The following is an 11,609-nucleotide window of genomic DNA, read 5'->3' on the forward strand; positions in this document are numbered from 1 at the left end:
GTCGCTCTCTCCGGCGGCGTTTTCCAGAACATGCTCTTGCTGGAACGCGCGGTATCCGGCCTCACCGACGCGGGCTTCGAGGTACTGACGCACCATCGCGTCCCACCGAACGACGGCGGCATAAGCCTCGGCCAGGCCGCCGTAGGCACCGCCCAAGCTGATGCGCACTCCTGACCTCGTGCGAGGTTCGCTTCGGAGAGGTCCACGATGTCACCGAAGCCCCTCTCGTTGAGGGGCCGGGTCTCTTCGTGAGCGGCCGGGGCTCTTCGTGACGTGGCCGACGCTCGGCTTTCTGTGGCGGTGCCTCGGGACGGGCCGCCGATCATCTGCGTCGACTCGACCTGGCGGAGATTGCTGCAACTCAGCGCGATGTGGATTTCTGATGCCGTGCGAGAGGCTGTTCAGGCTGGTCAATGGTGTCGTCGAAGCTCGTTTCGCTGCCATCGCCTTCATTCGAGGAGACGGGCTCTGGTACGCCTGCCTGAACGGCGTAGACGTAGTTGGCAGAGTGGCGGAGGGCAGCTTCAGGGCCGGGCCGACGGCCATCTCCGGCTGCGGAGTCGCCTACGCCTGCTGATCGGCCCAGACCGGCTCCTCGGATGAGGGATCGAGGGCCTGCTCCAAAACGGTCTCCGCGTTCCTCATTGAGCTGGATCAGGGCGGAAATCGGCCTGCGTTGCTAGCGAGTGTTCTGCTTGCGGTAATGGTGACGGCGGTCTTTTCTCGGATTTGTGTGGTTGCGGTGGGTGCCCAGTTGCGGTGGCCACTGGCGGGTCGGCGCGCAAGTTGAGGTCGCCGTGGGCTGGAGTCACTTCGGCTGGGGTCGGCGGCTGGGGATGGTGTCCAAGCTGCGGGTCTGCGCGGGGTTGCGGCTCTTCGTGTCCGCTGCCGGGTGACGGTGTCGGGGCCTTCGGCCCCGACGGTGGCGGCGAGAAGGCGGGGTGATATTTCCTGACAAATGGTTCGCGGCAGCGTGCACTTGGCATCGGACTCCCGGGCAGAAATAGCTGGACGGTCTGCCGACTATCCGGAGAGCCTCAATATTCTCACCTGCACGAGGCGATAAGGGTCGCAATCATTCGATAGCATAGAGTCATGTGTTCGAGCGAGATCGACATCGCGTCGATGTCCACCGGCGAACTGGTGGACGCGGCGGCGTCGATTGCGGCCGAACTCGCTCGGCGCGAGGCGTCCGCCTCACCGGCCGTGTGCATGGCGCAGGCCGAGGTCCTCGCGCGCGCCACCGACCAGCATGAGAGTGCGCTGGCCGCTTTGATCGGACGAGTCGACGCCTCCGCGGAGATGCGCCGGTGGGGCCTGCCGTCCACGCTGGCATGGCTGCGCACCCGCCTGGGCATGCGTGAGGCCCGCGCCAAGGAACGCCTCCACCTCGCCCGCCAGCGTCACCGTCTTCCCGAAGTGGCGCGTCGACTGGCCACAGGTGAGCTGTCCTACGGATATGCCTCCACCATCGGCGCAGCGGTCGCGCGGCTGAACGACGAGGACTGCGCGACCGCTGAAGAGATCCTCCTCGACCTGGCCGGGCAGGGCTTCTCCGCGGGGAAGGTCGCCTCCTTCGGCAACAAGATCACTGATCTTATCGCCGAGCGTGACGGCTCCGAACGGGCACCCGACGACGCTCGTCGCGGCTACGAACGCTCCTGGATCGACACGACCCGGTCATTGGACGGCGGCCGCTACGTCAAGGGGTGGCTCAACGCCGAAGACGCCGCGATCTGGGACGGTGCTCTCGCGCCCCTGGCCAAACCGGCCGGTGCCGACGACCGCCGTGACCTGTCCGAGCGCACGGCTTCCGCGTTGACGAGCGTCCTGTCGGACGGACACAAGGCCACCCGCGTCACCGTCATCTGCGACCTCGAAACCCTCACCGGCGGCCACGCACCGGCACGCCTCACCGACGGCACTCCGATCCCCGCCGCCCAGGCCCGCCGCATCGCTCTGGCGGCCGGGGTCTCAGCCCTCATCCTGGGCCGCGGGAACGTTCCGCTCTACCTCGGTCACCGGCAACGCTTCGCCAGCCCCGCCCAACGCCAGGTCCTCCAGACCCTCTATCCGACCTGCGCGGTCCAGGGCTGCGAGGTGCCCGGGACGCTGTGCGAAGTCGACCACGTCACCGGCTGGGCCCTCGGCCAAAGCCCCACCGACATCGACAAACTCACCCTCTGCTGCGGCTGGCACAACCGCTTCAAACACGCCAATCCGAAGCAGATCCACATCACCCGGGATCAAACCGCAGGCCGCTATGTCTATCGCGTCCTGCCGCCCGATAACCCCACTTCAGGGACCCCACCCGCCTCCAACCTCTGGACCGCCACATCGCACAGCGTCCAACCACGCCCCTGCCGCGTCCGGCGCCCCTCACCCAGAGCCCACCGCCAACCCGCCGGCCCGTAAGCCTCGGCCGAACCGTCGGCACCGCCTTGCGCCCAAGACGCCCTCTTGGCGCTGTGCGAGTCGTACTCAGCCCGCCCCCGTGATGTTGCCGAAGCCCGTTCGCTGACCTGTCGGGCCGGTGGCTGACGTCCGGCTCCAAGACGACATTCGAGGCCGCCCCGCTGACCAGACGAGCTGGCGAAGCATCGCCGCACTCCGGCCTCACGCGCGGGCGAGTCCTGGCCACGGTGTCGCCGAAGCCGTTCCGACCTGCTGGGCCCCACGATTGACGTGGCCGACGCCCGGCTTCCAGCGCCGGTCTGGCCGGGTGAGCGGATCCGGGCGGCCCACCGGCCGAGGGGCTGGTCAGAGGTTGCCTAGGGCGCGGGTCGGGGTGATTTCTATGACCACGCGGTTCGGGTTCGCGCGTGGTGGTTTGTAGCGGACGGTGTACAGCTGTTCCGCGTGCGCTACGGAGGCCGGGTCCGTCTTGAGGGTGGCGCGGCCTTCGATCGTCGACCAGCGGCGGCCGTCCACTTGGGTCACCGCTACCGGGAGGCCGGACTCGCCGGCGGCGCGGACGTGCCGGGCCTTCGCCGAGGCGGCCGAGGTGATCACGCGGACGGTGCCGGCGTCCAGGGTGGCGCCTACCGGGACGGCGTGCGGGGTCCCGTCCGGGCGGAGCGTGACGAGCGTGCACACGCGCCGCTCCCGCCAGAACGCCTGGAGGCGCTCGTCGGTCAGGTCGAGCCGGTGTTTTCCGTCCACCGGACGGATCTTAGGCGGCCGCACGATTTGAGTAGAGGCCCGGGGGAGGTGCCCCGAAAAGCCGTTGCCGACGGGTTCTTCGCGCTGGCACGGTGTGGCGGGCGCGGCAATCGGAAGCGGCGACGGCTGGCAGTGAGGGTTGACTATGAAGCTGGACGCGGAACTCGTTCGCGCCCTGGTTCGTGAGCAGTTCCCCGAATGGGGCGGGCTTCCCGTCCGGCCCGTCCCGCGGCAGGGGTGGGACAACCGGACGTTCCGGCTCGGCGACCGGCTCGTGGTCCGGCTGCCCAGCGCCGAAGGCTACGTGCCCGCCGTGGAGAAGGAGGACCGCTGCCTGCCGAGGCTGGCGGGGCACCTGCCGCTGCCCGTGCCGGTGCCGGTCGCCACCGGACGGCCGGGCCTCGGCTACCCCTTCCCGTGGTCGGTGCGGCGCTGGCTGCCGGGGGAGACGGTGGAGACCGCCGCGGACGTCGACCGGATCCGGCTGGCCCGCGACCTCGGCGCCTTCCTCGCCGCGCTGCGCGAGGCGCCCGAGAGGGGGCCCTTCGGCGGTCCGCACTCCTACTACCGCGGCTGCCACCCCAGCGTGTACGGCCATGAAGTGGAGTCCGCGCTGGACGCGCTCGGGAACGCGGTCGATGTGGCCGCATGCCGGGCCGTGTGGGCGGACGCCCTGGGGTCGGCGTGGCCGGAGGCGCCGGTGTGGTTCCACGGGGACGTCGCGGTCGGCAATCTGCTCACGACCGGCGGGGTGCTGTCCGCGGTCATCGACTTCGGCACGTGCGGCGTCGGTGATCCCGCCTGCGACCTGGTCATGGCGTGGACGTTCTTCGACGGTGCCGAACGGAAGGTCTTCCGGGAGGCGGTCGGGCTGCCGGACGACGCCTGGCGGCGGGCGCGCGGGTGGGCGCTGTGGAAGGCGCTCGCGACCATGGCCCGCCTGTCGAGCCCCGATCCGGAGGGCTTCCAGAGCCGGGTACTGGAGCGAATCATCGCCGACCCGGTGGTGGGTTGATGGGGCGCGGGCCGGCGGAGTGGTCGCACCCTGGGCGCGCTCTGGTGAGGGTTCCAGGTCGTTCGTCGCGATGGCATGGAACGCCGGGTTTATGATTAGTTAGCGTAGGAAACTATCTGCCGGGGGTACGCGTGCCGTCCAAGCACTATCCGTGGGTCGCGCTGAGCAACACAACGCTCGGCATGCTGCTGGCCACGGTCAACTCCTCGATCGTGATCATCTCGCTGCCGGCGATCTTTCGCGGCATCCACCTGAACCCGCTGGAGCCGGGCAACGTCAGCTACCTGCTGTGGATCCTGATGGGCTACATGCTCGTCTCGGCGGTGCTGGTCGTCACGCTCGGCCGGCTCGGGGACATGTTCGGACGCGTCCGGATGTACAACGCCGGGTTCGCGGTGTTCACGGTCGGGACGCTCCTGCTGGCGCTCGATCCGCTGCACGAGAGCGCCGGGGCGATATGGCTCATCGGCTGGCGGGTGTTCCAGGGCATCGGCGGCGCCATGCTCATGGCGAACTCGGCGGCGATCCTCACCGACGCCTTCCCGGCGCACCGGCGGGGGATGGCGATGGGCGTCAACCAGGTCGCCGGGATCGCCGGGACGTTCATCGGGCTCGTCGCCGGCGGCCTGCTCAGCGAGATCAACTGGCGGCTGGTCTTCTTCGCGTCCGCGCCGATCGGCATCGTCGGGACGCTCTGGGCCTACCGCAGCCTGGTCGAGACCGCGCGGAGGGCGGTCGCCGCGAAGATCGACTGGCTCGGCAACGCGACGTTCGCGGTCGGGCTGACCGCGCTGCTCGCCGCGATCACCTACGGCATCCAGCCGTACGGCGGGCACGACATGGGCTGGACGAACCCGTGGGTGATCGGCGGGATCGCCGGCGGCATCGCGATGCTGGTGCTGTTCTGCTGGATCGAGACCAAGGTGGAGCAGCCGATGTTCCACCTGTCGCTGTTCCGCATCCGGGCGTTCACGGCCGGGAACGCGGCCGGGCTGCTCGCCGCGATCTCACGCGGCGGGATGCAGTTCATGCTGATCATCTGGCTGCAGGGCATCTGGCTGCCGCTGCACGGCTACGACTACGAGGACACGCCGCTGTGGGCGGGCATCTACCTGCTGCCGCTCACCGCCGGGTTCCTGGTGGCGGGGCCGCTGTCCGGGCACCTGTCCGACCGGCACGGCGCCCGCGCGTTCGCGTCCGGCGGGCTGGTGCTGTCGGCGCTCGCGTTCGCCGGGCTGCTGGTCATCCCGACCGACTTCGGGTACACCACGTTCGCGCTGCTGATCTTCCTGAACGGGGTGGGCTCCGGGCTGTTCGCCGCGCCCAACACCACCGCGATCATGAACTCCGTCCCGGCGGACCAGCGCGGCGTCGCGTCCGGCATGCGCGCCACGTTCATGAACGCCGGCATGGTGCTGTCGATCGGCGTGTTCTTCTCGCTGATGATCGCGGGGCTGTCCAACGCGCTGCCGAGGACGCTGACGCAGGGGCTGACGGAGCACGGCGTCCCGCCGGGGCCGGCGGCGCAGGTCGGCGAGCTGCCGCCGGTCGGCACGCTGTTCGCCGCGTTCCTCGGCTACAACCCGATCCAGAACCTGCTCGCGCCGTTCCACGTGCTCGGCAGTCTCGCGCCGGACGACGTGGCGACGCTGACCGGGCGCTCGTACTTCCCGCACCTGATCTCCGAGCCGTTCCACCACGGCCTGGTCATCGTGTTCACCATGGCGATCGCGATGTCGCTGGTCGCGGCGCTGGTGTCGCTGCTGCGCGGGCGCCGGTACGTGCACGAGGAGGACGTCGCGGACGAGCCCGCCCTGCAGCGGGCCGGGCGGGACGCCGCCTAGATCCGGACCCCGGGAGGGGAGCCCCCGGCCGCGGCCGGCCTCAGATCACGAGGCCGTTGCGGCCGGGGGCTTTTTCGCGCCCGCTGTTGACACTGTTCCGCAAACGTTTTCATAATCTTCGCCATGAGCGCAGACGGCACCCGGGCCTCGATCCGGGCGGTGGCGAGCCTGGCGGGGGTGTCCCCCTCGACGGTCTCGCGCGCGCTGAACTCCCCGGAGCTCGTGAACGCCGAAACCCGGCAGCGCGTGCTCGAGTGCGCCGAGCGGCTCGGCTACCAGCCGAACCGCGCGGCGCAGTCGCTGGTCCTCGGGCGGACGCGCAACGTCGGGCTGATCGTCCCCGACATCGCCAACCCGTTCTTCGCCCCGTTCATCAAGGGCGTCGAGGCCTACTTCCGGGACACCGAGTTCGCGGTGTTCCTGGCCGACACCGACGAGGACACGGCGACCGAGGTCCGGCTCGCCGAGGCGATGGTCGAGCGGGTGGACGGGCTGATCCTGTGCGCCCCCCGAATGTCCGGGACGCGGCTGCGCGCCGTCGCGGCCAAGACCAGCGTCGTCCTCGCCTACCGGACCAGCCGCACGGCCCCCTCGGTCCTGCTGGACTTCCAGCCCGGCCTGGACCAGGCGGTCGCGCACGTCCACGCGCTGGGCCACCGCAGATGCGCGTACCTGTCCGGTCCGGCCAACTCGTGGTCGAACCGGCAGCGCCGCAAGTTCCTCGGGGCGGCCTGCGAGGAGCGCGGCATCGAACTGGTGGACCTCGGCCCGTACGAGCCGCGGTTCACCGGCGGCTACCGGGCCGCCGACGAGGTGGTCGCGGCGGGCGTGACCGCCGCGTTCGCCTACAACGACCTGGTCGCGCTGGGTGTGCTGTCACGGCTCACCGAGCGCGGCGTGAAGGTGCCCGGCGACGTCAGCATCGTCGGGTTCGACGACATCCCGATGGCGTCGATGACGAATCCGCCCCTGACCACGGTGGCCATGCCCGTGAACGCGCTGTCCCGGGCGGCGGCCGCCACCATGCACGCGACGCTCGACCCCCGGGCGCCCAAGGCGCCCCCTCTTCCGCCGGCCTCCGAGCTGACCACCCGACTCCTCATCCGAGGCACCACCGGGCCGGTGTGAGCCCGGCCTTACCCGTGCGGGGCCGCGCGTCCCGCCAGGAGGACCCACCCCATGAGAACTCCTCGATCAGCCCTCCTCGCCCTCGCCACCGCCGCCGGACTGCTGCTGACCGCCTGCGGCGCGCCCAGCTCGGACGGCAAGTCCGCGGCCGAGCCGGACGCCGGAGACGTCAAGCCGCCGTCCAAGCCCGTCACCCTCAACGTCATCGACGTCGCCGGGAACCTCCAGCTCACCCAGCAGATCTTCGAGAACTACAAGAAGGAGCACCCCGAGCTCATCAGCAAGATCACCTATACGAAGGCGACCGCGCCGGAGCTGGCCGGCAAGGTCAAGGCCCAGCAGGACGCCGGGCGGCTCGACATCGACCTCGTGCTGACCGGCACCGACGGCCTCTCGGCCGGCCTGGAGCAGAACCTCTGGGTGGACCTGCTCGGCAAGTACTCCGACAAGCTGCCCGACCTCAAGTCGCAGTACCTGGAGCCCGCTTCCAAGATGCAGGACCTCGCGCAGGGCAAGGGCGTCGTCGTGACGTACTACCCGTCCGGCCCGCTGCTGGAGTACAACCCCAAGAAGGTCTCGAACCCGCCGAAGACGGCCGACGAACTGCTCGCCTGGGCGAAGGCCCACCCGAACAAGCTGGAGTACGCGCGCCCGTCCAACTCGGGTCCCGGACGCACATGGCTCATGGGCCTGCCCTACATCCTGAAGGACTCCGACCCCAAGGACCCGACGAACGGCTGGTCCAAGACCTGGAAGTACCTCAAGGAGCTCGACCAGTACATCGAGTACTACCCGACCGGCACCACGCAGACGATGAAGGAGCTGGGCGAGGGCACCCGCGACATCATCCTCAGCACCACCGGCTGGGACATCAACCCGCGCGTCCTCGGGCAGGTGCCGAAGGACGTCAAGATCCAGGCGCTCGACGGGTTCACCTGGGTCACCGACGCCCACTACATGGTCGTCCCCAAGGGCGTCTCCGGCGAGAAGCTCGCCGTCCTGCTCGACATGATGAAGTACTCGCTCCAGCCGCAGCAGCAGGCGATCACCTTCGACAAGGGCTACTTCTACCCCGGTCCCGCCGTGAAGGGCGTGACCCTCGACATGGCTCCGGCCGAGAGCCGGCAGGCCATCCAGGAGTACGGCCGCCCCGAGTACGACAAGCTCATCGCCGACAACCCCAAGGCCCCGCCGCTGGACGCCAAGGCCCTCGTCACCGCGTTCGACCGCTGGGACCGCGAGATCGGCGGCCAGAAAGTCAAGAAGTCATGAGCCCGCACAGCCAAGAAGTCGTGAGCCCGCACAGCGCCGGTTCGGTGCAGGCGCCCGGCGGCGGGGCGCGAGGCCGCTCGGCGGGTTCCGTGTCCGCGGCAGGGACGTCATGACGGTGGAGACCGCAGTGGAGAAGGGCACGCAGGCCGCGTTCGGGCGGTTGCGCCTGGACGGGGTCACGCGGCGGTTCGGGAAGCAGACGGCGCTCAGCGGCTTCGACCTGCGGATCGAGGGCGGCGAGTTCATCGCGCTGCTCGGCCCGTCCGGCTGCGGCAAGTCGACCGCGCTGAACTGCCTGGCCGGGCTGCTGCCGCTGTCGGACGGCGCGATCTGGCTGGACGAGGAGCGCATCGACACACTGCCGCCGGAGAAGCGCGGGTTCGGCATGGTGTTCCAGAACTACGCGCTGTTCCCGCACCTGTCGGTCCGCAAGAACGTCGCGTTCGGGCTGTCGGTCCGGCGGGTCGGGAAGGCGGAGACGGCGCGCCGGGTGGACGAGGCGCTGCGCACGGTCGAGCTGACCGAGCACGCCGACAAGCTGCCCGGCCAGCTGTCCGGCGGCCAGCAGCAGCGCGTCGCGATCGCCCGCGCGATCGTGCTGCGGCCGAAGCTCGTGCTGATGGACGAGCCGCTGTCGAACCTGGACGCCAAGCTGCGCGTGCAGATGCGCACGGAGATCCGCCGCATCCACCAGACGCTCGGCCTGACCACCGTGTACGTCACGCACGACCAGGAGGAGGCGCTCGCGCTCGCCGACCGGGTGGTGGTGCTGCGGTCCGGCAAGGTCGAGCAGATCGGGACGCCGGAGGAGGTCTACACGTACCCGGCCAGCACCTACATCGCCGGGTTCATGGGCTACCGGAACCTGCTGGAGCTGCCCGTCCGGTCGGTGGACGACGGCAGGGTGACGCTCGGGGAGACCGGCGGGCTCACGCTCACCGGGATCGGGCAGGAGCCGATCACCGGTGGGCGGGCGGTCGCGGCCGTCCGCCCCGAGGACTTCCGGGTCGCCGGCGCCGGGGAGGCGGAGAACCGCGTGACCCTCCGGGTCGAGGTGTCGGAGTTCCACGGGCGCGAGGTCGCCGCCGAGGGCGTCACCGAGGACGGGCGCGTCGTCCACTTCAAGTCCCCGGAGCGGATCGCGCCGGGGGAGAGGGTGGCGCTGACCGTCCAGCCCGAGCGCGTGCTCGTCTTCCGGGAGAGCGTGCGGGAGGCCGCACGGGCCCTCGACGGAGAGGATCTCGGCGAGCGGGACCTCGGCGGGCAGGACCTTGGCGGGCAGGATCTCAGCGGGCGGGCGTTCGACGGGCCCGCTGGGACGGGGGCGCCGGATGGCGGTTGAGGCTCCTCCCCGGCCGGAGGCGCCGGCGCCCGGGCGCGGCGGCCTCCGGCACCGGCTCGCCGAACGCGGCGTCGACCGGGTGCTGCTCCTGCTTCTGCCCGCCGTGCTCATCATCGGGCTGCTGTTCCTCTACCCGATGATCTACGGGGTGGGGCTGTCGCTGCAGCCGAAGAACGGCGGCGGGCCGTTCGGCAACTACGCCGACTTCTTCACCGACTCCTACCAGCGCGGCACCGTGTGGAAGACGCTGAAGCTGGCGCTGCCCGCCGCGCTGATCAACGTCGGCGCGTCGGTGCCGATCGCGTACCGGCTGCGCGGCCGGTTCCGGGGGCGGCGGGTGCTGACGGCGCTGCTCGTCCTGCCGGTGACGCTCGGCACGGTCCTCGTCGCGGACGGGCTGCTGCGCTACCTCGGCCCCAAGGGCTGGTTCAACCGGATCCTGCTCGACCTGCACATCGTGGACGAGCCCGTCCGGCTGATCTACAACTACTGGGGCGTGCTGTTCTCGCTGCTCATCACCGGGTTCCCGTTCGCGTTCCTGCTGGTGCTGTCCTACATGTCGGGGATCGACCCGACGCTGGAGCGGGCCGCGGCCACGCTCGGCGCCGGCCCCTGGCAGCGGATGCGGCGGATCGTCCTGCCGCTGCTCGCGCCGGGCCTCGCCACCACGTTCGTGCTGGCGTTCGTGCTGGCGTTCTCGGTGTTCCCGTCCGCGAACCTCGTCGGCGAACCGGCCGGGGAGACGCGGGTCATGGCGATCGCGGCGTACCAGGCGGCGTTCGAGAAGTACGACTACTCGATGGCCTCGACCATCGCCGTGCTGATGGGCGTGTTCGAGCTGCTCGTCATCTCGGTGACGCTGCTGCTGCGCGGCCGCCTCTACACCGGGCCCGCGATGGGAGGTAAGGGATCATGACGACCGCCGTCACGCGCCCGGCCGGGCTGCCGAAGCGCGGCCTGCCGAGGGGCCGGCCGGGCATCTGGCTCGTCTGGGCCTGCGTCGCGTTCTTCCTGGTCAACCTGTTCGCGCTGATCCTGTCGGTGGTCGTCAACTCGTTCGGGACGAAGTGGTTCGCCGGCTGGCTGCCGCAGGGCTTCACCAGCACGTGGTACTCCGACGCGTGGGACGAGTTCGCGCTCGGCGAGGTCCTCACGGTCACCCTGGAGATCACGCTGGTGGTGGTCGCGCTCGCGCTGCTCATCGGCGTCCCGGCCGGGTACGCGCTCGCGCGGCGCGACTTCCCCGGCAAGCGGATCGTGATGTTCCTGCTGCTCCTGCCGGTGCTGCTGCCGCCGATCACCTACGGGATCCCGCTCGCGACGGTCCTCTACAAGGTGCATCTGGCGGGGACGATGACGGGTGTCGTCGCGGCGAACCTCGTCCCGGCGCTGCCGTTCGTCATCCTGGTGATGACGCCGTTCGTGGAGCAGATCGACACCAACGTGGAGTCGGCGGCGCGGATGTGCGGCGCCCGCACCCGGCAGGTCTTCACCCGGGTGCTGGTGCCGCTGCTGCTGCCCGGCATCCTCGCCGCCGGAATCCTGGTGCTGGTCCGCACCGTCGCCATGTTCGAGCTGACGTTCCTGGTGGCGGACGCCGACAGCCAGACCCTGATCGTCGCGCTGTACAGCGCCGCGTTCACTCCGGGGATCCGCGCGGCGCAGGCCATCGACGCGATGGCGGTGATCTACATGGCGCTGTCCGCGGTGCTGCTGATCATCGCGCTGATGTTCGTGAACCCGACGCAGATCGTCGCCCAGGTGAGGGAGACTCCGGCCGAATGAGAGCTGTCCAGTGAGGGGTGTCCGGAGGGGTGTCCAGTGAGGGGTGTGCAGTGAGGGGTGT

General features: G+C 70.2%; 10 protein-coding genes. 9 read left to right on the top strand and 1 reads right to left on the bottom strand.

Annotated elements, in window-relative coordinates; genetic code table 11:
* A partial coding sequence (locus tag ACIWVC_RS19805; RefSeq protein ID WP_396454415.1) for a hypothetical protein occupies nt 1–174 on the top strand: 174 nt, incomplete at its 5' end.
* Nucleotides 175–1,095: 921 nt separating this feature from the next.
* Entirely contained in the window at nt 1,096–2,415 is a 1,320-nt protein-coding gene (locus ACIWVC_RS19810; RefSeq protein WP_396449232.1) for a DUF222 domain-containing protein, read from the top strand.
* Nucleotides 2,416–2,760: 345 nt separating this feature from the next.
* Here ACIWVC_RS19810 and ACIWVC_RS19815 read toward each other — a convergent pair whose 3' ends face one another.
* Nucleotides 2,761–3,162, bottom strand: a complete 402-nt coding sequence (locus ACIWVC_RS19815; protein WP_396449233.1) for a PPOX class F420-dependent oxidoreductase — start codon at nt 3,160–3,162, stop codon at nt 2,761–2,763.
* Nucleotides 3,163–3,307: 145 nt separating this feature from the next.
* Between ACIWVC_RS19815 and ACIWVC_RS19820 the strand changes: the two genes are divergently transcribed.
* From ACIWVC_RS19820 to ACIWVC_RS19850, 7 genes are all read left to right on the top strand, one after another.
* Nucleotides 3,308–4,177: an aminoglycoside phosphotransferase family protein gene (locus ACIWVC_RS19820; protein WP_396449234.1), complete on the top strand. Its 870-nt coding sequence runs from the start codon at nt 3,308–3,310 to the stop codon at nt 4,175–4,177.
* A gap of 131 nt (nt 4,178–4,308) precedes the next feature.
* Nucleotides 4,309–6,021: an MFS transporter gene (locus ACIWVC_RS19825; RefSeq protein WP_396449235.1), complete on the top strand. Its 1,713-nt coding sequence runs from the start codon at nt 4,309–4,311 to the stop codon at nt 6,019–6,021.
* Nucleotides 6,022–6,144: 123 nt separating this feature from the next.
* A complete protein-coding gene (locus ACIWVC_RS19830) occupies nt 6,145–7,149 on the top strand; it encodes a LacI family DNA-binding transcriptional regulator (RefSeq protein WP_396449236.1) in 1,005 nt (334 codons plus the stop codon).
* Nucleotides 7,150–7,200: 51 nt separating this feature from the next.
* A complete protein-coding gene (locus ACIWVC_RS19835; RefSeq protein ID WP_396449237.1) occupies nt 7,201–8,421 on the top strand; it encodes an extracellular solute-binding protein in 1,221 nt (406 codons plus the stop codon).
* Nucleotides 8,422–8,530: 109 nt separating this feature from the next.
* A complete protein-coding gene (locus tag ACIWVC_RS19840) occupies nt 8,531–9,763 on the top strand; it encodes an ABC transporter ATP-binding protein (protein ID WP_396449238.1) in 1,233 nt (410 codons plus the stop codon).
* The gene (locus ACIWVC_RS19845; RefSeq protein WP_396449239.1) at nt 9,753–10,679 is read left to right on the top strand and encodes an ABC transporter permease; all 927 of its coding nucleotides are present in this window, start codon (nt 9,753–9,755) and stop codon (nt 10,677–10,679) included. The genes ACIWVC_RS19840 and ACIWVC_RS19845 overlap by 11 nt, the downstream gene beginning before the upstream one ends.
* Entirely contained in the window at nt 10,676–11,548 is an 873-nt protein-coding gene (locus ACIWVC_RS19850; RefSeq protein ID WP_396449240.1) for an ABC transporter permease, read from the top strand. The genes ACIWVC_RS19845 and ACIWVC_RS19850 overlap by 4 nt, the downstream gene beginning before the upstream one ends.
* The last annotated feature ends 61 nt before the right edge of the window (nt 11,549–11,609 follow it).

It is taken from the genome of Actinomadura sp., assembly GCF_044508335.1.
Taxonomy (GTDB): Bacteria; Actinomycetota; Actinomycetes; order Streptosporangiales; family Streptosporangiaceae; genus Spirillospora.

Bases quoted from the DNA above. Each gene is read 5' to 3' on its own strand.
- ACIWVC_RS19845 (WP_396449239.1), top strand. From the start codon at position 9,753: ATGGCGGTTGAGGCTCCTCCCCGGCCGGAGGCGCCGGCGCCCGGGCGC.
- ACIWVC_RS19835 (WP_396449237.1), top strand. From the start codon at position 7,201: ATGAGAACTCCTCGATCAGCCCTCCTCGCCCTCGCCACCGCCGCCGGA.
- ACIWVC_RS19850 (WP_396449240.1), top strand. From the start codon at position 10,676: ATGACGACCGCCGTCACGCGCCCGGCCGGGCTGCCGAAGCGCGGCCTG.
- ACIWVC_RS19830 (WP_396449236.1), top strand. From the start codon at position 6,145: ATGAGCGCAGACGGCACCCGGGCCTCGATCCGGGCGGTGGCGAGCCTG.
- ACIWVC_RS19840 (WP_396449238.1), top strand. From the start codon at position 8,531: ATGACGGTGGAGACCGCAGTGGAGAAGGGCACGCAGGCCGCGTTCGGG.
- ACIWVC_RS19820 (WP_396449234.1), top strand. From the start codon at position 3,308: ATGAAGCTGGACGCGGAACTCGTTCGCGCCCTGGTTCGTGAGCAGTTC.
- ACIWVC_RS19810 (WP_396449232.1), top strand. From the start codon at position 1,096: ATGTGTTCGAGCGAGATCGACATCGCGTCGATGTCCACCGGCGAACTG.